This is a genomic window from Micromonospora sp. HM5-17 (assembly GCF_003762835.1).
In the GTDB taxonomy this organism is placed as follows: Bacteria; Actinomycetota; Actinomycetes; order Mycobacteriales; family Micromonosporaceae; genus Plantactinospora.
Genome location: NZ_RJWA01000005.1, coordinates 190,589 through 213,177, shown reverse-complemented (window position 1 = coordinate 213,177; position 22,589 = coordinate 190,589). Strand labels below are relative to the sequence as shown.

The window sequence follows — 22,589 nt, the reverse complement described above, 5'->3', positions numbered from 1 at the left end:
GGCGCCACGGCGACCGGCGGGGGACGGTGGCCCCGACGGTGGGCGTGCGGAGACGAGCGGCCCGAGGGACGTACGGGCGGGTGGACGCGGCACGGACGGCGGGCGGGTCGCCGGGGGCGACCTGCCGCGGCCGGGCGCCGGACCGGCGTACCCGGCGGGCTCCGGGCTCGGCCCGGCGGCCGGGTCCCGGCTCGACCTGGCCGGCGGCCTCGCCACGCTGCGCGGGCTGCTGGCCCGGCCCCTCGCCTCCTACTACCTGCTCGTCTCCAGCGCGGGTCTGCTGCTGCTGATCGGGCTGACCATGGTCTTCTCCGCGACCAGCGTCCGGTCGTCGGCCACCGACGGCAACCCGTTCGCGATGTTCGCCAAACAGGCGCTCTTCGCCCTGTTCGGCCTGGTCGCGTTCTGGATCTGTCAGCGGCTCCCGGCCCGGACCTTCCGTGTCCTCGGCCTGCCCACGCTCGGGATCGCCGTGGTGCTGCTGGTCCTGCTCGACGCGCTGCACCTGTGGGGCAAGCTCACCGGCGACACCACGCTCGGCCCGATCGACGCCCAGCTGCTCTGGCTGGTCATCGGGCCGGTCCAGGTGCAGCCCTCCGAACTGGCCAAGTTCGGCCTCGTCCTGTGGGGCGCCGACGTGATCGCCCGGAAGGGGGCCGCGCTCGGCTGGTGGCGGGAGCTGGCCACCCCGCTCTTTCCGGCGGTGGGGCTGCTCTTCGTCCTGGTCGGCTACAACGACCTGGGTACGATGCTCTGCCTGCTCGCCGTCGTCGTCGGACTGCTCTGGGCGGCCGGGGTCCGCAAGCGGGTCTTCGCCACCCTGTCGGTCTTCGGGCTGATCGGTGTCGGCCTGCTGGTCGCCGCCGCCTCGATCGGGGCCGGCTCGGGTGAGGCGGGCGGGGAGAACTACCGGCTGACCCGGCTCACCATGTTCATCAACCCGCCGCCCCCGGAGGAGTGTGGGCTGGACGGCTGCTACCAGTACCTCCAGGCCCGGTACGCGATCGCCAACGGCGGCTGGTTCGGTGTCGGGTTGGGCAAGAGCGTGCTGAAGTGGGACTGGCTTCCCGCCGCGCACAACGACTTCATCTTCGCCATCGTCGCCGAGGAGCTCGGCGTGGTCGGCTGTGCGGTGGTGCTCAGCCTCTTCGCCGTACTGGCGTACACCGGGCTGCGGATCGCCCGCCGGGTCGCGGACCCGTTTCGTCGGCTCGCCGCCACCGCGGCCACCGCCTGGCTGGTCGGCCAGGCCGTGATCAATATCGGCGGGGTGGTCGGACTGCTGCCGATCACCGGCCTGCCGCTGCCGTTCATCTCCGACGGGGGAAGTGCCCTGGTGGTGACGCTGGCCGCGGTCGGCATGCTCGCCTCCTTCGCCCGCGCCGAACCGGAGGCCGCGCGAGCCCTGCACGCCCGTCCGGCGCCCCGATGGGTACGGCTACTCTGGGCCCCGTTGCCGCCGCTTCCCCCGGCGCGTCGGCGCGGACCCCTGCCCGCGCAGTCCCGCCGGGAATCCCCGTCCGGGGCCAGGAAACGGCGGGAGACCGGGGCCGGGCCAACGGGTGGCCGGGCGACGAGGAGAGGGCGCGCCGGTACGGCGGGCGAGAGGAGACGTTGATGGGTTCGCTGCGGTCGGTGGTGCTTGCGGGAGGCGGCACGGGCGGTCACATCTACCCCTTGCTGGCCTTCGCCGACTGCTTGCGTCGACACGACCCGGGGGTACGCATCACCTGTGTCGGGTCGCCGAAGGGGTTGGAGAACGAGCTGATTCCCGCGCACGGCTACGATCTGCGGCAGATCCCGGCGTACCAGCTGCCCCGGTCGGTCAACATGAACCTGATGCGTACGCCGGACCGGATGTGGAAAGCCGCCCGGGCCGCCGGAAAGGTGATCGACGAGGTACGCGCCGACGTCATCATCGGGTTCGGCGGCTACGTCTCGGTGCCCGCGTACCTGGCCGCCTGGCGCCGGGAGCTGCCGATCGTGATCCACGAGGTGAACGTGCCGCCGGGGATCGCCAACCGGCTCGGCATGAAGTTCACCAAGCACGTCGCCGTCGGCTTCCCGCACCAGCCCCGGCAGGCGGAGTCGCTGCGCAACGCGCGGGTGGTGGGGGTGCCGCTGCGGCGGGGCATCACCACCCTCGACCGGGCGGCGCAGCGCGCCGCCGCCCGGCGCCACTTCGGGCTCCACCCCGACCTGCCGACCCTCTTCGTCGCCGGTGGCTCACAGGGGGCCCGCTCGATCAACCTCGCGGTCGCCGGGGCGGCCAAGGCGCTCACCTACGCCGGGGTGCAGGTGCTGCACGTGATCGGCGCCCGCAACGAGCCGGTCACGGTCCCCGGCAACCTCCCGGTGCCGTACGTGACGCTGCCGTACCTCTCCCAGATGGAGCTGGGTTACGCGGCCGCCGATCTGATGCTGGGCCGGGGTGGGGCGATGACCTGTGCGGAGGTCGCGGCGGTCGGGCTGCCGACGGTCTACGTGCCGTACCCGCACAGCAACCAGGAGCAGAAGCGCAACGCGCTGCCGGTGGTCGAGGCGGGTGGCGGCCTGCTGGTGGACGACTCCGAGATGACCGCCAGCTGGGTGGAGCAGAACATCATCCCGCTGATCCGCGATCCGCACCGGCTGGCTGCGATGAGCGCCGCGGCGGCGGCGTACGGCCGGCGGGACGGCGACGAGGCGCTACTCGACTTCGTCTACGAGGCGGTGGCCCGGTGAGGTGGGCCCGTCGGTGGGGCGCTGCCCCGATGACCCGGCTCGGGCGGGCCGTGAGTGGAAGGCTGGCGTCATGAATACCGCGCAGTTCAGTCCGGTCGGTACCCTCTCCGCCGAGGACCTCGGCACCGTACACCTGATCGGGGTCGGTGGGGTCGGGATGAGCGGCCTGGCCCGACTGCTGCTGACCCGGGGGATCCGGGTCTCCGGCAGTGAGTTGCGGGAGTGGCCGGCCCTGGCCGGGCTGCGGGCGCTCGGCGGCACCATCCACATGAGCCACGCGGCGAGCAACCTGGACGGCGTCGACACCGTCGTCTACTCCTCCGCGATCCCGCAGGACCACCTGGAACTGGTGGCGGCCCGCGAGCGCGGTCTGCGGGTGCTGCACCGGTCGGAGGCGCTGGCGGCGGCGATGACCGGGCGGCGCACCATCGCGGTCGCCGGCACCCATGGCAAGACCACCACGACCTCGATGGTGACCCTGGTCCTGCAGCGGGCCGGCCTCGACCCGTCCTTCGTCATCGGTGGGGAGATCTCCGAGGTCGGCTCGAACGCCCACCACGGCAGCGGCGAGTACTTCGTCGCCGAGGCCGACGAGAGCGACCGGTCGTTCCTGCTCTACCGCCCCTACGTCTCGATCGTCACGAACATCGACGAGGACCACCTCAACACGTACGGCGACTACGCCGGCCTGGAGGCGGCCTTCGCCGACTTCGCCCGGCTGACCGACCCCGAGGGGTTCGTGGTGACCTGCGCGGACGACCCGGGCACCCGGCGGATGGCCGAGGTGCTGCGTGCCGAGGGACGGCCGGTCTACACCTACGGCACCGCCGAGGACGCCGACCTGCGCCTGACCGACATCGTCTCCTCGGCCGCCGGGGTGCGCTACCGGGCCTTCCTCGGAGGTGAGCCGCTCGGCGAGATCCAGCTTCCGGTTCCGGGCAGCCACCTCGGGCTCAACAGCGCCGCCGCGGTGCTGACCGCTCGCAAGCTCGGGATCGCCCAGGACTCGGTCGTGTCGAGTCTCGCCGCCTTCCCCGGGGTACGCCGCCGCTTCGAACGCAAGGGCGTCGTCAACGGGATCCAGGTCTACGACGAGTACGCCTACCACCCGACGTCGATGACCGCCGCCCTGACGACCCTGCGCGAGGTGGCCGGTGACGGGCAGCTGATCGTCGTCTTCCAGCCGTACCGGGTCTACCGGACGCGGGACCTCCAGGCGGAGCTGGCCACCGCGCTGGCCATCGCCGACCAGGCGGTGGTGCTGGAGGTGTTCGGCCCGGGCGAGGTCCGGGCTCCCGGGGAGGGTGGCGCCGCGCTCACCGAGGCGATCGCCCTGCCGCCCGAGCGCAAGGTTTTCCTGCCCTCCTGGGAGGACGTCCCGGCCGAGGTGGCGCGGCGGGCGCGGCAGGGCGACGTGGTGGTGACCATGGGCGCGCCGCCGATCTCGCTGATGGGCGACGAACTGCTCGACGCGCTCGCCGGCCGGTCAGTCGGCGGGGACGGGGCCGGGGCGGCACCGTCCGGCGGTGCCGGGCCGGACGTGGCGACCCGCGACGCCGAATGAGCCCCGGCGGGTCCCGCGACCGCTCGGGCGGCGCCGGCGCGGGCCGTCCGGGTGGGCCGGGTGGCCGGTTCGGCGCGGGCGGGTCGGGTGGCTCCCGGGACCGTTCGGACCCGCCGGCCCGCCGCGGCGGACCGAGAACGGCCGGCCGCGGGGTGCCCCGGGCCCGGGCCGGCGGCGGTGTGCCGGGGGGACCGGCGCGGGCGGGTTCGGCCCGAGCCGGCGCGGGGCCGGGGGCCGCGCGGGGTTGGCGGCTGGTCCGGGCGAGTCGTGACGCGGTGCCACCGTCGGTGCGTCGCTTCACCCAGCGCGCCCGGCGGCGGCGGGTTCGCGCCGCGCTGCCCTGGACCGTCGTCGCCGGGGTGCTGGTCCTTGGCCTGGCCGGCGGCTGGCTGACGTACGGGACGGGGGTGCTCGGGGTCCGCGCCGTCCGGGTGGTCGGCGCCGCCCTGGTCACTCCCGAGCAGGTCCGGGCGGCGGCCGCGGTGCCGGAGGGCACCCCACTGGCCCGGGTGGACCTCGCGGCGGTGCGCTCCCGGGTCGCGGCGCTGCCCCCGGTGGCCCGGGTGCGGGCGTCTCGACAGTGGCCGAACACGCTGCGGATCGAGGTGGTCGAGCGGACCCCGGTGGCGGTGGTGCCGCGGAACGGGCGGTTCGCGGTGATGGACGGGACCGGGGTGGTGTTCCAGGACCGCCCCGACCGGCCGGCCGGGCTGCCACTGGTCCGGTTGGCGGCACCCGGTCCGGAGGACATGTCGACGCGGGCGGCGCTGGAGGTGCTGGCGGCGTTGACCCCCGAACTGCGGGAGCAGCTCGTCGAGGTGGTGGTGGAGGCGCCGGCGCGGATCACGGTCCGGCTGCGCGGGGGCCGTACGGTGCTCTGGGGCGACGCCTCGCGCAGCGACACCAAGGCTCAGGTGGCGACGTCGTTGCTGGGTCGGGCGGGGGACACCATCGACGTCCGTACGCCGCACGTGGTGACCATTCGCTGAGGTGCCGGGGGGCCGGCCGGCCGGGTGTCGGTGATGATTGTCGGCGGGCGTGCCGACACGCCGCGCAGGTCCTTGGCTCCCGCCGCGCGTCCGCATACGTTGCCCCGAGAGGATCAATAGTTGACATAACTGTAGACCTCTAGTAGAGGGTGAGGGTTACCCTTCGCCTCCTCGTACCGATTGGTTGTTCGGCCCCGCCTCGGCCCGATCGCCGGGCGGGGTGGGCGCCCCCGCCGAGACCGAAGGAAAGGACCCCGATGACACCTCCGCACAACTACCTGGCGGTCATCAAGGTCGTCGGCATTGGTGGCGGCGGAGTCAACGCCGTCAACCGCATGATCGAGGTCGGGCTCAAGGGCGTCGAGTTCATCGCGATCAACACCGACGCCCAGGCCCTGCTGATGAGCGACGCCGACGTCAAGCTCGACGTGGGCCGCGAGCTGACCCGGGGGCTCGGCGCCGGTGCCAACCCCGAGGTGGGCAAGAACGCCGCCGAGGACCACCGCGACGAGATCGAGGAGGTGCTCAAGGGTGCCGACATGGTCTTTGTCACCTGTGGTGAGGGCGGTGGGACCGGCACCGGCGGGGCGCCGGTGGTGGCGAACATCGCCCGCAAGCTCGGTGCCCTGACCATCGGCGTGGTCACCCGGCCCTTCTCCTTCGAGGGCAAGCGGCGCCAGGTGCAGGCCGAGGCGGGGATCGAAGAGTTGCGTAACCAGTGCGACACGCTGATCGTGATCCCCAACGACCGGCTGCTCGCGCTCGGCGACCGCGGGATCAGCATGATGGACGCCTTCCGGCAGGCGGACCAGGTGCTGCTCTCCGGTGTCCAGGGCATCACCGACCTGATCACCACGCCCGGTCTGATCAACCTGGACTTCGCCGACGTGAAGAGCGTGATGAGCGGTGCGGGCAGCGCGCTGATGGGGATCGGCAGCGCCCGGGGCGAGAACCGGGCGGTGGAGGCGGCCGAGGCGGCGATCTCCAGCCCGCTGTTGGAGCAGAGCATGGACGGCGCCCGGGGGGTGCTCCTCTCCATCGCGGGCGGCTCCGACCTCGGGCTCTTCGAGATCAACGACGCGGCGCAGCTGGTCACCGACGCCGCCCACCCGGACGCCAACATCATCTTCGGCGCCGTGATCGACGACGCGCTCGGCGACGAGGTGCGGGTGACCGTCATCGCGGCGGGCTTCGACACCGGGGCGCCGGCGTACAAGCCGGTCGACCCGGCGCGCAAGGCGGGGCAGCCGGTGGTGCCGCACAGCGCCGCCCCGGTCTCGCCGTCGCCGGCCCCGGCGCCGAGCCCGCAGCCGCGCAGGGCGGTGCTCTTCGACGATGTGGACGTTCCCGACTTCCTCAAGAACGGGTCCTGAGCTGCTCCGATGACCGAACCACCCCTTCCGGCGCCCGAACCCGGGCGCCGGGCCCAGCTCGCGGCCAACCTGGCCGCGGTCCGGGCCCGGATCGACCGGGCCTGCGCCGCCGCCGGCCGGGACCCGGCCGAGGTCACCCTGGTGGCGGTGACCAAGACGTACCCGGCCGGTGACGTGGTGTCGCTGGCCGGGCTCGGTGTCACCGACGTCGGGGAGAACCGCGACCAGGAGGCGGCGCCGAAGGCGGCCGAGGTGGCCGCGGCGGGGGTCCGGGTCCGCTGGCACTTCGTCGGTCAGCTGCAGCGCAACAAGGCCCGGTCGGTGGTGCGCTACGCCGACCTGGTCCACTCGGTCGACAGTGTCCGGCTCGCCGCCGCGCTTGCCCAGGCCGCGGGACGGTATCGGGACCGGCCGCTGGCCGCGCTGGTCCAGGTCAATCTGGACGGTGCCCCCGGGCGGGGCGGGGCGCTGGTCGGCGGCGCCGACCCGGACCGGGAGGTTGCCGCGGTGGCCGCCGAGATCGCCGGGCGCGCCGAGTTGCGGCTGGCCGGGGTGATGGCGGTCGCGCCGCTGGACTGGGAGCCGGAGCGGGCCTTCGCACGGCTGGCGGAGGTCGCGGAGCAGGTGCGCGGCGCGCACCCGGAGGCGGTCGCCGTCTCGGCCGGGATGAGTGGTGACCTGGAGGCGGCGCTTCGCTACGGCGCGACACATGTGCGGATCGGAAGCGCGTTACTCGGCATGCGTCCGACGCTGCGGTAGCCTGGCAACCGGACACCAAACTACATCAGTGTTGTTTGAGGCGGCATCCCCACCGTCGGGGGGCTGAGTGTATTCGATTCAGCGAACGTGCCGGGGTTGAAGTCTCAAGCCGGTGGGCACTGCAGTGTTCACGCGCGTGACAGTGGCACGGCACGGGGGGTGTGTCGCAGGCGGCGGACGGAGGGGCGCGGCGATGGGTGCACTGCGCAAGGCGGGGGTCTGGCTCGGCCTCGTGGAGGACGACGACGAGCGGGCCTACGACGACGGTGGCTACGACAAGGGGAGCTACCGCGACTCGCGCTACCGGCAGAGCCGGTACGCGGACGAGTTCGCCGACGACGAGGACGAGCAGGACGAGCCGCCGCTGCCGCGGTCGCGGATCGGCGAGCGCAGTCGGCTGTCCGAGCGTACCGCCGGGCGGAGCACCGCCGACCACGACCGGGCGGAGTCGGACCGTCCGGAGCGGACGGAGCGTGCCGACCGGACCGAGCGCTCCAGCGTGCGCTCGATCAGCCGGTCGGGCTCGGCCGAGTCGTCGTCCGCGCTGACGTACCCGACCCGGGACAACCTCGCGCTCGCTCCACAGGCCCAGCCTCGGGAGCGGGCGGTGCCGGCCGAGCCGGAGCAGCGGTACCAGATCACGACGCTGCACGTCACCACCTACCGGGAGGGGCGCACCATCGGGGAGCACTTCCGCGACGGCGTTCCGGTGATCATCAACCTCACCGAGATGGACGAGGCGGATGCCCGCCGATTGGTCGATTTCGCCGCGGGGCTGGCGTTCGGGCTGCGCGGTACCATCGAGCGCGTGACCAACCGGGTGTTCCTGCTCTCACCGGCTAATGTCCAGGTCACCGCGGAGGACAAGGCCAAGATCGCTGAGGGTGGGTTTTTCAGCCTGAGTTAGCCCGACCGAGGGATCACGCCTGCCGTGTTGCTGAACATCCTGTTTCAGGTCCTCTACCTGATCCTCTACGTCTTCCTCCTGGTGCTTCTGGCCCGGTTTGTCCTGAGTGCCGTCCTGCAGTACGGCCGCCGCTGGCAGCCCGGCCGAGGCGCCGCGGCGGGAATGGAGTCAGTGTGGAGCGTCACTGATCCGCCTCTCAAGGCGTTGAGGCGTGTGATCCCTCCATTGCGAATTGGTACCGTGAGCATCGACCTGGCCTCCCTTGTGCTCCTGGTTATCCTGTTCGTGCTGATGGAGTTCGTGTTAAGGCCGTTGATCGTCAGTTGAACAACCTGGTGACCGGCGTGCCACGCGGCCGCAACTGACCCGAGGAGTTTCGATGCCGCTGACCCCGGCCGACGTCCACAACGTCGCCTTCAAGAAGCCACCGATCGGCAAGCGGGGGTATGACGAGGAAGAAGTCGACGCGTTTCTGGACGAGGTCGAGCGCGAGCTCGCTCGTCTCATCGAGGAGAACAACGAGCTCCGTGCCCAGGTGGAGCGCGGTGGCCGTGGTGGGCCAGGCGGCCCCGGCGCCGACCCGCGACTGGCTGCAGAGCTCAATGAGGTCAAGGCTCAGCTCGACCGAGCGCAGCGCGACAAGGCCGCGGCCGAGCAGGCCGCCCGCGCGATGCAGGCGGAGCTGGAGCAGCTACGCGCCCAGGGCGGTGCGGCGAGCGGTGACGGCGAGCAGCAGGCCCTGCGGGTGCTGATGATGGCGCAGCGGACGGCCGACGACCACGTCTCCGACGCGCGCCGCGAGGCGGACAAGCTGCTCTCCGAGGCGCGTACCAAGGCCGAGGAGGTGACCCGGGAGGCGCGGGCCAAGGCCGACGCGCTGGAGCGGGACGCCCGCCAGCGGCACCAGGAGGCGATGGGCGGTCTGGACGCGAAGCGGACCGCGCTGCAGAAGCACATCGAGGAGCTGAAGCAGTTCGAGCGCGAGTACCGGACCCGCCTCAAGGCGTACCTGGAGAGCCAGCTGCGGGATCTCGACGGGCGCGGCCAGGGCCTCGAGGCTGAGATGAACCGGACCGACGGCAATCGGTCCGTCGGCACCACCCCGGGTCTGGCCACCGCCGGCCTGACGAACTCCTACGGCGCGGGTAGCCGGTCGGGCGCGCTCGAAGCCGGTCGCTGAGTCCGGGTCGACCGCGCCCGTCGACCCGGCACGACAACTGGACACGATGCGTCGGGGGTGAGCCGTGATCGTCGGCAGTCTGTTGCTCATCCTCGTCGCCGTCACGCTGCTCGTGCTCGGCCTGGCAACCGGGTCGAGCGGGTTGCTGATCAGTTCGATCGCGGCCAGCCTGTTGGCCGCCGTCGCGCTGGTGGTGGGGGCCCGGCAGGCCGCCGCGACACGGGGCGGACTCGACGGCGAGCCGTTCGGCGACGACGGAGCGGTGGCGGACGACGGCGACGAGGGTCCCGGCGGGCCGCGCCGACGCCGCCCCCCGACCAACGCCCGCGCCGTGCCGACCGACCCCCGGATGGCGGGGGTGGCGCGGGAGGAGTCGGCCGGTGGGGCGGCGACCGAGCCGGTCTCCGTCTCGGTGCCCGCCCAGACCATCCGCGCCGACGCCGCCGGCGGGCGGCCCCCGGGCAGCACCCCAGAGCCGGCCGGCACCGAGCCGGGCGCGGCGCACGATACGGCCCCGCCGGACGCGGTTCCGGCGGACGAGCCGGCGGCGCAGCGGGTCTCGACAGCCGATGCCGCCCGGGTCGCGCGACTCACCACCGAGGTGTACGTCGTCGACGGGCGGCCCCGTTACCACCTCCCCGACTGCGCCCACCTGATCGGCCGGGAGTCCGAGCCGTTGCCGGTCGGCGAGGCGGTCGACCTGGGCTTCACCCCGTGCGGACGCTGCGAGCCGGACAGCGCGCTGCTCGCCGAGGCGCCCCGCCCATGAGGGCGGCGACGGCGCCGATGTCCGGCTTCACGACCGGACCATCCGGCGGCTTGACGACATCGATGACGGGCGGCACGCCTGCGGGGACGCCCCGGGGCGGGACGCCGTGACCGGGGACGGCGCGGTGACCGTCGCGGTCCGGGTCAAACCCGGCTCGTCCCGGACCCGGGTGGGCGGCCGCTACGACGGGCCGTACGGGCCGGCGCTGGTGATCGCGGTGCACCAGCCCGCGGTCGACGGCCGGGCCACCGAGGCCGCCCGGCGGGCGTTGGCCGAGGCGCTGCGGCTGCGGCCGGCGGCGGTGACCCTGCGGGCCGGCGCGGCGAGCCGGGACAAGCTCTTCGAGGTCGCCGGCCCCGACGTGGCGATCGACGCGCGGCTGCGCGAGCTGCGGGACGGATCCGCGCGGTGACGGGTCTGCCCCCTGCGGGGTGGCCGTGACCCAACGACTCGACCGTGCCCTGCTGATCGGGAGGCGGTGCTGCTCGTCGCCGTCGGCGCGGTCCGCCTTCCCACCCGCCTCGGCGTGCCCAGCCTGCTGGTCTACCTCGCGCTCTGGGTGGCGATCGGGGAGCCCGGGCTCGGCATCCGGTCCGACGACGCCGACCTGACCCGGGCGCTCGGCTTCTGCGCGCTGATCGTGATCATCGCGGAGGGTGGGCTGACCGCCGGGTGGAGCACGCTGCGGCCGGTCTTCGGCCTGCCCACGGCGCTGGCCACCCTCGGCGTGGTGGTGAGCATCGCCGTGGTCGGCGTGGTGGTGCGGTGACGTTGCTCGCCCGGGACTGCGTCGGGTTCGTCCCGGCCGCGGACACCCGGTTGAAGGTCGGCGACAGCCTCCTGATCGTGGCGACCGGTGCGGTCCGCGACGAGGTCGAGCGGCGGCTGCGGGCGGTCAGCCGGCGTGGGCGGCTGGCCCGCTGGTTCGGAGAGTACGGCGACGAGCGCGACGAATGATGCGTACCGCACCTTCTGTCCGTATTGTGGGTTATTGCGGGAGAAAAAGGGTAACATCGGTGCGGCATGTTGTCGGATGCCTGTACGTTCCGTATTCTTTCCAATCTCCGGAGTGCGCGGCGGCTCGCCGCGCGCCCGTTTTTGCACTGGGGGACGCCATGGCCGAGCGAGCGAGGGCCGCAGGCGGGATGACCGGAAAATCCGGTTCGCCAGTGGCCGGGTGCGCGCCCGGCCGACGGTCGTCGGCGCCGGGCCGGGCCATGGTCCCGGGGCGCGGCGGCGACCTCGACACCCGGCGGCCCCGTGGCCCGGCGACGGCGACCCGCGCTGCCGACGCGTCACCGGTCGCGTCCGCCGGAGAGACCGCACCGAGCAGGTTCCCCCGCTCCGCCCGGGTGGCGGCGGGGCGACCCTGTCCAGGCACGGCCGACCGCCGCGGGGTCCGCGGCCGAGGGAGCGACGATGGCTAAGCCAGCCGAGACCAGGACCGCCGGCCGCAAGGCGGCGCCGAAGGCCGCGCGCAGCACGGCCGAGACCGAGAAGATCCGAGCGGCCCTGGCGGCTCGCCGCGACGAGCTCCGCGGCGAGTACGATCAGACGCTGAGCGAGATCACCGAGCTGCAGCGCGACCGGTTGACCGACTCGGCCGGGGACGACCAGGCCGACACCGGCACCAAGACGTTCGAGCGGGAGCAGGAGATCTCTCTCGCCAACAGCATCCTGGAACGCATCACCCAGGTGGAGCGCGCCCTGGAGCGGCTGGACGAGGGCAGCTACGGCTGGTGCGAGCGGTGCGGCAACCCGATCCCGGTGGAACGGCTCGCCGCCTTCCCGTCGGCTACCCTGTGCGTCTCGTGCAAGCAGCTGGAGGAGCGCCGGTGAGCGTACCGGGGTCGTGACCGGAGGAAGGGACTCCTGCTGAACATCGACGACGGGCGGACGACGGAGGCGCGGCCGGCCGGGGCCGACCCGACCGGACCCCACCGACCACCCGCGCGGCGGCTCGCCGTCTTCGTGCTGCTCTCCGCCGCCGTGCTGGCCTGGCTGGCCGACCTCGGCACGAAGCACCTCGCGCTGACGACCCTCGCCGACCGTGATCCGGTGCGCCTGCTCGGCGGCGCCGTCTATCTCACGCTGACCCGGAACAGCGGAGCGGCCTTCAGCCTCGGCTCCGACTACACCTGGGTCTTTCCGCTGGTCACCGTCGTCGTCATCGGCTGGATCGCCTGGATGGCGGTCAGACTGCGGTCGCTTGCGTGGGCGGTCGGGCTGGGCCTGGTGCTCGGCGGGGCGCTCGGCAACCTGACCGACCGGATCTTCCGTGCCCCCGGGGCGTTCGTGGGGCACGTGGTCGACATGGTGAGCCTCTTCGACCCGTACGGGCGGGTGTGGCCGATCTTCAACCTCGCGGACAGCGCCCTCGTCAGCGGGGTGTGCCTGGTGGTGCTGCTGGAACTGACCGGCCGGCAGCGCGACGGCACTCGGCTGCGGACCCGGCGGACCGACTCCGACGCAGAGCCCGGTCCGGCGGAGGCGGGCGTCGAGGCGGAACGGCGGGACGCATGACCTCGACGTACGGAACGGGACAGGTACGTCCGACCGGGGAGCGGCGTTCGCTGCCCATCCCCGAGGGACTCGACGGAATGCGGCTGGACCAGGCGGTCTCCCGGCTCTTCGGGCTCTCCCGCACCGCCGCCGCGGCGGTGGTCGAGGCCGGCGACGCGCTCGTCGACGGGATCGCTCGGCCCAAGTCGGACCGGGTCAGCGCCGGATCGTGGCTGGAGGTGGTGCTCCCCGCCCCGGTCGCCGCGCCGACGGTGATCCCGGAGACCGTACCCGGGCTGCGGGTCCTCTACTCCGACGAGGACATCGTGGTGGTCGACAAGCCGGTCGGGGTGGCGGCCCACCCCAGTCCGGGCTGGACCGGCCCGACGGTGATCGGCGGGCTGGCCGCGCTGGGCCACACCATCGCGACGAGCGGTGCGGCCGAGCGGCAGGGCGTCGTGCACCGGCTCGACGTGGGCACCACCGGGGTGATGGTGGTGGCCAAGAGTGAGCGGGCCTACAGCGTGCTGAAGCGGGCCTTCAAGGCCCGCGAGGTGGAGAAGCGGTACCACGCCGTGGTGCAGGGGCACCCGGACCCGCTGCGGGGGACCATCGACGCCCCGATCGACCGCCACCCGGTCCACGACCACCGCTGGGCGGTGGTGGCCGGAGGCAAGCCGAGCATCACGCACTACGACACCCTGGAGGCGTTCCCGGCGGCGAGCCTGCTCGACATCCGGCTGGAGACCGGGCGGACGCACCAGATCCGGGTGCACCTCTCCACGCTGCGGCATCCGTGTGTCGGTGATCTGACGTACGGTGCCGATCCCACGCTGGCCGCCCGGCTCAACCTCACCCGGCAGTGGCTGCATGCCCGGGAGTTGGCCTTCGCACACCCCCGGACGGGCGAAGCGGTCCGGTTCGTCAGCGACTACCCTGACGACCTGGCACATGCACTCCGCATCTTGCGTGACTGACTGACCCGCCAGCGAGCACCCGACGAGGGGGAGTCCGCCCGTGCGCCCCGGTGACCTGTTGCGACAGCTGGACCGGCGAGTGTTGCCGCCGTTGGCCCGTGGCGCGGCCCGGCTCGGGAACGGGGCGCTGCGCCTGCGGCTGCTCAGTGGCGTCGCGCTGCTCTGCTCGGCCGCCGTTCTCGTCACCGCGGTCTGGGCGGCGGAGCGGCAGCCCGCGGGCGATCCGACCCTCGGTGAGGTCACCCGGGTCGGCGTCGTGCAGGGCCAGTCCATCCCGGGGTACGTCGAGTCCAGCCGCGGCGAACTCGCCGCGCTGCTCGCCGCGCCGGCGACCGGGCCGACACCGCGGACGTACGCCCTGGTGACCTTCTCGGCCTACCTGGCGCCGGACCGACTGCCGCCGGTGCTGGCCGGAGTGGAGGTCTCCGAGGTGTACGCCCGGCTGTGGCGGCCGGGCGTACAGACGCAGATCGTGCGCATTCCGGCACTCCGGGTCCCCGACGACGTCATCGCCGGGATGCTGGAGGTCGCCGAACGCAAGGACCGGGAGGCTCGCGACTACCAGGAGCGGAGCGCGGCGGTCGTCGGGGACGGACCGCGCGAGCGCGACCTGCGCCGGTGGTACGACAGCGGCGCCCGGGTCGCCGCCGACGAGGCCACCGCCTACCGCTCCCGCTGTTCCTGCGTCTACGCCGCCGTGGTGCGGGGCGAGCCGGTGGCGCTCGGTCAGGTCGCCGGCCGGCCCGGGGTGCGGGCGGTCGATCCGGCGCCCGAGGTACGCCGGTTGGACCGGGCCGTCTTCACCCCGCCCCTGCCCGAGCAGGAGGATGTGGTGCGGCCACCCGCCGACGCCAGCCTGCCGCCGGAGCCGGGCGGACCGTCCACGGCACCGCCGAGCGCGGCGGCCTCCGCCGCCCCGACCGGGGCGCCGGACGGGACGGGGACGTCGACGCCTCCGACACCGCCGTCCCAGGGGGTGGACGGGCACCCAACCACCCCGGCCGTGACCCCCGGCTCCGGGTCGGAGTCCACCCCGGCCGACGCCGAGCCGAGCCGCCCGGTGTCCGACGGCGACGGCGGGGCACCCGGCACCACCGCACCGGCCGGCGCGCTGCCGGACGGGGCGGGGCCGGACGGGGCACCGTCGAGTTCGGCCGGTCGGGTGCCGGCCGAGACGTCGAGAGGGGAACCGTGACCGGTGCGCCGACCGCCGTGCGGGTGCGAGCGACGACGCCCGCGCCGGCGGTGGGTGCGGGCACTCAGTGGTCCGAATAGGGTTTGCTTCGTAGCCTGTCAGGGCGGGGATCGATGGCGCTGGGAGGGCGAGCCGTGGACGGCACCGAGACCGGCTGGGGCCGGCCGGCGGAATCAGCACCGCGCTGGCGGACGCTGCTCGACCGGGCCCTGCACGGTGGCCGGACCGACGAACACCAGGTCCTCGACGACCGGCCCGGCGCGGGTGGCGGTCGGTCCGGCGGCCGTTTCGGCCGGTCCGGATCCCCGCCGGCCCAGCCCGGCCCCCCGGCCGGCTCCGGGTACGTGCCGTATCCGCGGGACGGCGCCGAGCATTCCGGCGAGTCGCGCTGGGCCGCGCTCGAGAACGGGTACCGTCACGACCCGTTCTTCGGCCCGGCCCCCGGCCACCGCACCGACCCGGGCTACCGTCCGGACCCGGGTCACCATACCGACCCCGGGTACCGGCCCTCCCCGGGCCACCCGGCCGACGGTGGGCGCCCCGGCGAGTCCCGGTACGCGGCACTCGCCGGCGGCTGGCAGCCGCCGGCACCGCCGCCGGCCGGATCCGGTGGGCCGCCCCTGCCCCGGCGTTCGCCGTCGGCGGTCCCCGGCCTGCCGCCGCAGGGCCCGGCCGAGCACGTCCCCGGGCCCCGGAGCGGGCCCGAGGAGCGCCTGGGCCGGCCCATTCCGGCGCCCCGCGCCGCCCAGGCGCCGCCGGCCGCCCCGGTCGAGCCGGCCTTCCGACCGGCGCCGGCGCCACCGACGCTCGGGGCCGCCCCGGTCGAGGCTCCCGGCCGACCACCCCGCTACACGCCGCCGGAGGCCGGCTACGCCGCCGTGCCGGGCCGTGCCGCCGCGGACCCCGGCCATCGGACCGGCCGCTCGGGCTGGCTGCGTCGCCAGACCGACCCCGAGGTGGAGCGCGCGATCAGCGTGCTGCGCCGGGACCTCGGCTCGCCCCGGGTGCTCGCCTTCGCCAACCCCAAGGGTGGGGTGCACAAGACCACGGCGACCGTGCTCGCCGCGGCCACCGTGGGCAGCGTACGCGGGCGCGGCGTGCTGGCCTGGGACGACAACGAGCTGCGCGGCACGCTCGGGCTGCGCGCCGGCAGCGCCCGGCACGCCCGGACGATCCGGCACCTCGTCGCGGACCTGCTGGAGATCGAGGCGCTGCCCGGGACGCAGCTGACCGCCCGGCTCGACGACTACCTTCGGCACGCCTCCGACGGGTCGTACGACGTGCTGGCCGGGGAGGAGAGTCCGCGGTTCGCCCAGCGGCTCGACCAACACACCGTCCGGCGGGTGCTGGACCTGCTGCGCCGTACCCACGACGTCATCTGCGTCGACACCGGCAACAACGTCGAGAGCGCCAACTGGCAGACCGTACTGCGCGCCGCCGACCAGCTGGTGGTGACCACGGTGCCCCGGGAGGACGCGGCGTTCACCGCGGACTGGATGCTCGACCTGTTGCACGACACCGGCATGGGCGAGCTGGCGGAGAACGCCGTCACCCTGCTCTCCTGTCCGACTCCGGGACAGTCGCCGCTGCTGGACGACCTGAAGCGGCACTTCGCCTCCCGGACCCGGGCGGTGGCCGTGGTGCCGTACGACCCGGCGCTGGAGACCGGCTCCTCGATCGAGTACGCCCAGGTGCAGCCGGAGACCCGGGACGCCTGGCTTCGGGCCGCGTCGATGATGCTCGAGCCGTTCGCCCGCTGATCCCGGGCGGAGCCGACCGAGGCGCAGGCCCGGGCCGGGTGACCGCTTCGGCGACGGCCGACCATGCTCACCCGCCGCACCGCCGGCGGGCGGGGCGTGGTCGGGAGACGCCACCGCGAGCGGTCGGGCCGCGGCGACACCGCCCGCCCGGCCGGTGTGGGCCTGCGGGGCCGGGCCGACGCCGGCAGGGCGAGTCGGGTAGAGGCGGGGAGATCCACAGGCTAGGCTCGAGGGCCGGCGGTCGCCGTCGGGGGACGGCCAGCCGCCGCAGCCGTGTGGCCGTGGCCTGCGCGGACGCTGGTGCGTCGGTGACGCGGGCCGCGCCAGGTTCCCGGCCGGGGGGACGGGCCGCCGGCGCACGGTGTCCGACCGTCGACCCGGCCGGCGCGAAATGACCGGTGGTCGCGAGGGGAAGGGGGGCCCTGGGTGTCGGACTCGTTCGTGCACCTGCATGTCCACACCGAGTACTCGATGCTCGACGGAGCGGCGCGGCTCAAGGAGCTGTTCGCCGAGACCGAGCGGCTGGGCATGCCGGCGCTCGCGATGACCGACCACGGCAATCTCTTCGGTGCGTACGACTTCTACAAGCAGGCGACCGCGGCCGGGATCAAGCCGATCATCGGGGTGGAGTCGTATCTCACGCCGGGGACGGACCGGCGGGACCGGACCCGGGTGCGCTGGGCCGACGGTGGCGAGAACGACGTCTCCGGTGGTGGGGCGTACACCCACATGACCATGCTGGCCGCGGACGCCGACGGGCTGCGCAACCTGTTCCGGCTGAACTCCCGGTCGAGCCTGGAGGGGTACTTCTACAAGCCGCGGGCGGACCGCGAGCTGCTGCACGAGTACGGCAAGGGGATCATCGCCACCACCGGCTGCCCCTCGGGCGAGGTGCAGACCTGGCTGCGGATCGGGGACTTCGAGCGGGCGTGCGCCTCGGCGGCGGAGTTCCGGGACATCTTCGGTCCGGAGAACTTCTACCTCGAGGTGATGGACCACGGCCTCGACATCGAGAACCGGGTCCGGCAGGACCTGCTGCGGCTGGGCAAGCGGCTGAACCTCAAGCCGGTGGCCACGAACGACCTGCACTACACGTACGCCAAGGACGCGGACGCCCACGAGGTGCTGCTCTGCGTCCAGTCGGGTTCCACCCTGGCCGACCCGAAGCGGTTCAAGTTCGACGCCCGCGACTTCTACCTCAAGTCCCCTGCCGAGATGCGGGCGCTGTGGGACAGCGAGGTGCCGGGGGCCTGCGCCAACACGCTGGAGATCGCCGAGCGGATCGGCGACTACTCGCCGATCTTCGCGCCGCGCAAGCTCATGCCGCAGTTCCCGGTGCCGGAGGGGGAGACCGAGGAGTCGTTCCTGCGCAAGGAGGTGATGCGCGGGCTGGAGCGGCGGTTCCCGGGTGGGGTGCCGGAGGACCGGCGGCGGCAGGCCGAGTACGAGCTCGACGTGATCATCAAGATGGGCTTCCCCGGCTACTTCCTGGTGGTCGCGGACCTCGTCGCGTACGCCAAGCGGGAGGGGATCCGGGTCGGTCCGGGCCGGGGTTCGGCGGCCGGGGCCCTGATCGCGTACGCCCTCGGGATCACCGAGCTCGACCCGATGTCGCACGGCCTGCTCTTCGAGCGCTTCCTCAATCCCGACCGGGTGTCGATGCCCGACATCGACATGGACTTCGACGAGCGTCGGCGTGGTGACATGATCCGCTACGCCACGGAGAAGTACGGCGAGGAGCGGGTCGCCCAGATCATCACGTACGGCACGATCAAGGCGAAGGCGGCCATCAAGGACGCGGCCCGGGTTCTCGGCTACCCGTTCGCGATGGGTGACCGGATCACCAAGGCGATGCCGCCGGCGGTGATGGGCAAGGACATCCCGCTCAGCGGCATCTTCGACCCGAACCACCCACGCTATCCGGAGGCGGCGGAGTTCCGGCAGCTCTACGAGTCCGACCCCGAGGTCCGCAAGGTCGTCGACACCGCCAAGGGCCTGGAGGGGCTGAAGCGGCAGTGGGGGGTGCACGCGGCCGGCGTCATCCTGTCCCGCGATCCGCTGATCGACGTGCTTCCGATCCAGAAGCGGGAGCAGGACGGCGCCATCATCACCCAGTGGGACATGGGCGCCTGCGAGACCATCGGTCTGCTCAAGATGGACTTCCTGGGCCTGCGCAACCTGACGGTGATGGACGACTGTCTGGAGGCGATCCGGGAGAACCGGGGCGAGAACCTGGTCCTGGAGGAGCTGCCGCTGGATGACAAGCCCACCTACGAGCTGCTGGCCCGCGGCGACACCCTCGGGGTGTTCCAGCTCGACGGTGGCCCGATGCGGGCGCTGCTGCGTTCGATGGCGCCGGACAACTTCGAGGACATCTCCGCGGTGCTCGCGCTCTACCGGCCGGGTCCGATGGGCGCCAACGCGCACAACGAGTACGCCGACCGGAAGAACAACCGCAAGCCGGTGGTGCCGATCCACCCGGAGCTGGCCGAGCCGCTCGCCGACATCCTGGGCGACACCTACGGGCTGATCGTCTACCAGGAGCAGGTGATGGCGATCGCCCAGAAGCTCGCCGGCTACAGCCTCGGCCAGGCCGACCTGCTGCGCCGGGCGATGGGCAAGAAGAAGAAGGAGATCCTCGACAAGGAGTTCGTGCCGTTCTCGCAGGGCATGCGGGAGAAGGGCTACTCCGACGACGCGATCAAGACGCTCTGGGACATTCTCGTCCCGTTCTCCGACTACGCCTTCAACAAGGCGCACACCGCCGGCTACGGGCTGGTGTCGTACTGGACGGCGTACCTGAAGGCCAACTACCCGGCCGAGTACATGAGCGCGCTGCTGACCTCCGTCGGCGACGACAAGGACAAGTCGGCGGTCTACCTGGCCGAGTGCCGGCGGATGGGCATCAAGGTGCTGCCGCCGGACGTCAACGAGTCCAACGCGCGGTTCGCCGCCGTCGGCGCGGACATCCGGTTCGGTCTCGGGGCCATCCGGAACGTCGGTGCCAACGTGGTGGAGGCGATCCGGCGGGCCCGTAAGGAGAAGGGCAAGTTCACCGACTTCTACGACTTCCTGCGCAAGGTCGACGCGGTGGTCTGCAACAAGCGCACCATCGAGTCGCTGATCAAGGCGGGCGCCTTCGACTCGCTCGGGCACAGCCGCAAGGGGCTGCTCGCCGTGCACGCCGACGCGATCGACTCCTTCATGGCGCAGAAGCGCAACGAGGCGGTCGGCCAGTACGACCTCTTCGGTGACGCCTTCGCCGCGGGCGGTGAGGCCGCCGGGTCGATGGTGGTGACCCCGCCGATTCCCGAGGACGAGTGGGACAAGCAGGATCTGCTCACCTTCGAAAGGGAGATGCTCGGCCTCTACGTCTCGGACCATCCGCTTCTCGGGGTCGAGCATGTCCTCGCCGCCGCCGCGGACATGTCGATCGCCGCTCTCGCCGAGGACGGCGCGGTCGCGGACGGTCAGGTGGTCACGCTGGCCGGGATCCTCTCCGGGGTCCAGCGCCGGATCACCAAGCAGGGCCGGGCCTGGGCGTCGGCGATGCTGGAGGACCTCGGCGGCTCGGTGGAGGTGCTGTTCTTCCCGAACACGTACGAGCTGGTCGGGCAGTACATCGCCGAGGACGCGATCGTGGTGGTCAAGGGCCGGGTCGACCGGCGCGACGACCAGCCCCGGCTGATGGCGATGGACCTGTCGCTGCCGGAGATCACCGCCGCCGACGAGGTCAAGCCGGTCGTCCTCGCCCTCCCGCCGTCCCGCTGCACGCCACCCCTGGTGGAGCGGCTCCGTGAGGTCCTGACCAGTCACCCCGGCACCGCCGAGGTACACGTCAAGCTCATCAACGGCTCCCGCGCCACGCTGCTGCGGCTCAGCCCGATGCGGGTCGCCCCGACCACCGCCCTGATGGCTGACCTGAAGGCTCTGCTCGGCCCGAGCGCCGTCGCCGGCTGACGGCGGTGTGGGGCCGGGCGACCCGTCGGCCGGCGGCCCGTGCCGGCCACCAGTCGGCGTCGCACGGCCGGGAGGGGTTGATGGCCTCGAGGCGCGGACGGTCCCGGGTCGGTCCGGCCGGGCGCCGGGTGGCCCGGGGCACCTCCGCCCGCGCGGGCGGTCTTCCCGGGCCGGGCCGCCGGCGGTGGCCCGGGCCTGAGAGGATCATCGGGTGAGTCCGGCAATCTCTCGCGCCAGCGGAGCGCCCGACGAGGGTCGCCCCGCCGTCCCATCCGCCCCGCCGTCCCACCCCGGCGAGCCGCCAGCCCCGCAGCCGCCGGCCCCCGAGTCGCCGGGCGACGCACCGGCCGCAGACCTGTCCGGGGACACGCCGGCCGCGGGCCTGTCCGGCGGCGCGTCGGCCGCGGTGGCCGGATCGGCGGGCGGGGAGCGGACCGCGGGCACGCCCGTGCCCCCGGCCGGCCCGCCGGTGCCGGGCCCGTCGGATACGGCACCGGCTGACCCGCCGGCGTCTCCGGGCACCGTTCCCGAACCCGGGGCAACCGGCCCGAGCGGTGGGCGGGCCACGCCCCCGCCGCGGCCGTCGTGGCGGCGGGCGCTCGGCGTCCACCTCGGGTCGTTGCTGGTGCTGATCCTGCTGGGTCTGCCGTTCGGCCTGCTCTGGGCGGCGGTGGCGCCCGGGGTGCCGGTGCTGCAGACCGAGGACGGGGCGGTCCTCGCCGAGCCGCAGCCGGAAGAGTTCATCGCCGCCGACGGGTGGTTCAGCCTGCTCGGCTTCGTGCTCGGAGTCCTGGCCGCGGTCGCGGCCTGGGTGCTGCTCCGCCGCTACCGGGGGCCGGTCGGCATGGTCGTGGTGGTGGCCGGGATGCTCGGCGCCGCCACGCTGGCCTGGCAGGTGGGTCGGCGGATCGGCCTGTCCGGGTATGAGCGCCTGCTGCACAGCGCCCCGGCCGGGGCGAGCTTCACCAAGCCGCCGGACCTGCACGGTGGGCGGTACACGGAGGTGCTGGGGTTCGTCCCCGCCATCCAGGACCTGTTGGTGCCGGCCTTTGGCGCGGCGGTGGTCTACACCCTGCTGGCCGGGTGGTCGCGGTATCCGGGCCTGCGGCCCGAGGCCGAGCCGGCGGAACCCGGGCCGGGCCCGGTCAGTTGGGGCTCAGCGGCACCGCCAGCTCCGCCAGCGGCACCGGCACCGCCCGGACGTGACGAAGCAGCGCCGCCTCGCGGTTGAGCAGCCGGAGTTCCGCGCGGAGCCGGCCGGCGGTGTCCGGGGTGGCCAGCAGCCGCTGCCGGTCGGCCAGGGTCAGCGCGGCGGTGGCCGCCACCAGGTGGGACAGCACCGTCGGGTCGTCCGGCAACTGCTCGGCGGACTCCTCCGGGTCGTTCCGGATGAGGGCGAGGTACTGCCGGAAGACGGCGAGGACCCGGGGCGCGAGCAGGTCGGCGTCCTGTTCCTGACCGGCCGGCTCGGGCAGCCACTCCACGTCGGCGGTGAGGTACGGCGTCGTTTCGTGGTCGATGTTGGTGATCCGGAATCGACGCCGCCCCACCGTCACCACGTTGAGCCGTCCGTCCGGCAGTTCGGTCACCTGGCGAAGCTCGGCCGTGCACCCGATCTCGTGCAGCGCGACGGCCGGCGGGGTCGCCGTGGCGCCCGCCGGTGACCTCGTCGGCCCGTCGTCGCCCGGATCCTCCTCGCCGGGACCGTTCCCGGCCGGGCCGGCGACGACCGGTGCCGTGCCGCCGCTGCGGATCGCGACGACGCCGAACTCCCGGGGCGTCCCCTCGGGTAGCGCGATCAGGTGGCGGATCAGTTCGAGATAGCGCTGCTCGAATATGTGCAACGGGAGCACCAGGCCGGGAAAGAGCACCGTCTCGAGCGGGAATACCGGTAGCCGCACACCCACCGGACGAGCCTAACCGGTCGTGG

At 73.5% G+C, this 22,589-nt stretch carries 21 protein-coding genes; 20 read left to right on the top strand and 1 reads right to left on the bottom strand.

What is annotated here, in order from left to right; genetic code table 11:
• The first annotated feature begins 121 nt into the window (after window positions 1–121).
• The 20 genes from EF879_RS16550 (at window position 122) to EF879_RS16455 (ending at window position 21,890) form a co-directional block, all read left to right on the top strand.
• A complete protein-coding gene (locus tag EF879_RS16550) occupies window positions 122–1,618 on the top strand; it encodes an FtsW/RodA/SpoVE family cell cycle protein (RefSeq protein WP_123559987.1) in 1,497 nt (498 codons plus the stop codon).
• Window positions 1,618–2,724 carry an undecaprenyldiphospho-muramoylpentapeptide beta-N-acetylglucosaminyltransferase gene (murG, locus tag EF879_RS16545; RefSeq protein WP_123559572.1) on the top strand — a complete coding sequence of 369 codons (1,107 nt, stop codon included), beginning with the start codon at window positions 1,618–1,620 and terminating at the stop codon, window positions 2,722–2,724. Before EF879_RS16550 ends, murG begins: the two co-directional genes overlap by 1 nt.
• Window positions 2,725–2,794: 70 nt before the next feature.
• On the top strand, window positions 2,795–4,288 hold the full coding sequence (gene murC, locus EF879_RS16540; protein WP_123559570.1) for a UDP-N-acetylmuramate--L-alanine ligase: 1,494 nt from the start codon (window positions 2,795–2,797) through the stop codon (window positions 4,286–4,288).
• A 179-nt stretch (window positions 4,289–4,467) separates the two neighbouring features.
• The gene (locus EF879_RS16535) at window positions 4,468–5,277 is read left to right on the top strand and encodes a cell division protein FtsQ/DivIB (RefSeq protein ID WP_233604521.1); all 810 of its coding nucleotides are present in this window, start codon (window positions 4,468–4,470) and stop codon (window positions 5,275–5,277) included.
• Between the two features lie 257 nt (window positions 5,278–5,534).
• Complete coding sequence (gene ftsZ, locus EF879_RS16530) at window positions 5,535–6,650, top strand: cell division protein FtsZ (protein ID WP_123559566.1); 1,116 nt, start codon at window positions 5,535–5,537, stop codon at window positions 6,648–6,650.
• A gap of 9 nt (window positions 6,651–6,659) precedes the next feature.
• Window positions 6,660–7,409: a YggS family pyridoxal phosphate-dependent enzyme gene (locus EF879_RS16525; protein WP_123559564.1), complete on the top strand. Its 750-nt coding sequence runs from the start codon at window positions 6,660–6,662 to the stop codon at window positions 7,407–7,409.
• A 193-nt stretch (window positions 7,410–7,602) separates the two neighbouring features.
• Window positions 7,603–8,316: a cell division protein SepF gene (locus tag EF879_RS16520; protein WP_123559562.1), complete on the top strand. Its 714-nt coding sequence runs from the start codon at window positions 7,603–7,605 to the stop codon at window positions 8,314–8,316.
• A gap of 27 nt (window positions 8,317–8,343) precedes the next feature.
• Complete coding sequence (locus EF879_RS16515; RefSeq protein ID WP_123559985.1) at window positions 8,344–8,643, top strand: YggT family protein; 300 nt, start codon at window positions 8,344–8,346, stop codon at window positions 8,641–8,643.
• A gap of 52 nt (window positions 8,644–8,695) precedes the next feature.
• Entirely contained in the window at window positions 8,696–9,496 is an 801-nt protein-coding gene (locus tag EF879_RS16510) for a DivIVA domain-containing protein (protein ID WP_123559560.1), read from the top strand.
• A gap of 64 nt (window positions 9,497–9,560) precedes the next feature.
• Entirely contained in the window at window positions 9,561–10,265 is a 705-nt protein-coding gene (locus EF879_RS16505; protein ID WP_123559559.1) for a hypothetical protein, read from the top strand.
• A 106-nt stretch (window positions 10,266–10,371) separates the two neighbouring features.
• Entirely contained in the window at window positions 10,372–10,677 is a 306-nt protein-coding gene (locus EF879_RS16500; protein ID WP_123559557.1) for a DUF167 domain-containing protein, read from the top strand.
• A gap of 66 nt (window positions 10,678–10,743) precedes the next feature.
• Window positions 10,744–11,034, top strand: a complete 291-nt coding sequence (locus EF879_RS16495) for a cation:proton antiporter (protein WP_233604520.1) — start codon at window positions 10,744–10,746, stop codon at window positions 11,032–11,034.
• On the top strand, window positions 11,031–11,222 hold the full coding sequence (locus EF879_RS16490; protein ID WP_123559555.1) for a hypothetical protein: 192 nt from the start codon (window positions 11,031–11,033) through the stop codon (window positions 11,220–11,222). The genes EF879_RS16495 and EF879_RS16490 overlap by 4 nt, the downstream gene beginning before the upstream one ends.
• 462 nt (window positions 11,223–11,684) lie before the next feature.
• Window positions 11,685–12,104, top strand: a complete 420-nt coding sequence (locus tag EF879_RS16485) for a TraR/DksA C4-type zinc finger protein (protein WP_123559553.1) — start codon at window positions 11,685–11,687, stop codon at window positions 12,102–12,104.
• A gap of 33 nt (window positions 12,105–12,137) precedes the next feature.
• A complete protein-coding gene (gene lspA, locus EF879_RS16480) occupies window positions 12,138–12,788 on the top strand; it encodes a signal peptidase II (protein WP_123559551.1) in 651 nt (216 codons plus the stop codon).
• Window positions 12,785–13,744, top strand: coding sequence for an RluA family pseudouridine synthase (locus EF879_RS16475; RefSeq protein ID WP_123559549.1), 960 nt, complete (start codon window positions 12,785–12,787; stop codon window positions 13,742–13,744). Before lspA ends, EF879_RS16475 begins: the two co-directional genes overlap by 4 nt.
• Before the next feature lie 40 nt (window positions 13,745–13,784).
• Window positions 13,785–14,939, top strand: a complete 1,155-nt coding sequence (locus tag EF879_RS16470; RefSeq protein WP_148086464.1) for a hypothetical protein — start codon at window positions 13,785–13,787, stop codon at window positions 14,937–14,939.
• 134 nt (window positions 14,940–15,073) lie between these two features.
• Entirely contained in the window at window positions 15,074–16,699 is a 1,626-nt protein-coding gene (locus EF879_RS16465; RefSeq protein ID WP_370375510.1) for a MinD/ParA family protein, read from the top strand.
• Window positions 16,700–17,125: 426 nt separating this feature from the next.
• A complete protein-coding gene (gene dnaE / locus EF879_RS16460) occupies window positions 17,126–20,659 on the top strand; it encodes a DNA polymerase III subunit alpha (RefSeq protein ID WP_123559543.1) in 3,534 nt (1,177 codons plus the stop codon).
• Window positions 20,660–21,107: 448 nt separating this feature from the next.
• Entirely contained in the window at window positions 21,108–21,890 is a 783-nt protein-coding gene (locus tag EF879_RS16455; protein WP_123559983.1) for a DUF2567 domain-containing protein, read from the top strand.
• On the opposite strand, the gene EF879_RS16450 is transcribed toward EF879_RS16455, so the two are convergent.
• On the bottom strand, window positions 21,805–22,566 hold the full coding sequence (locus EF879_RS16450) for an LON peptidase substrate-binding domain-containing protein (protein WP_123559541.1): 762 nt from the start codon (window positions 22,564–22,566) through the stop codon (window positions 21,805–21,807). The two genes, EF879_RS16455 and EF879_RS16450, sit on opposite strands and share 86 nt — an antisense overlap.
• Window positions 22,567–22,589: the final 23 nt, after the last annotated feature.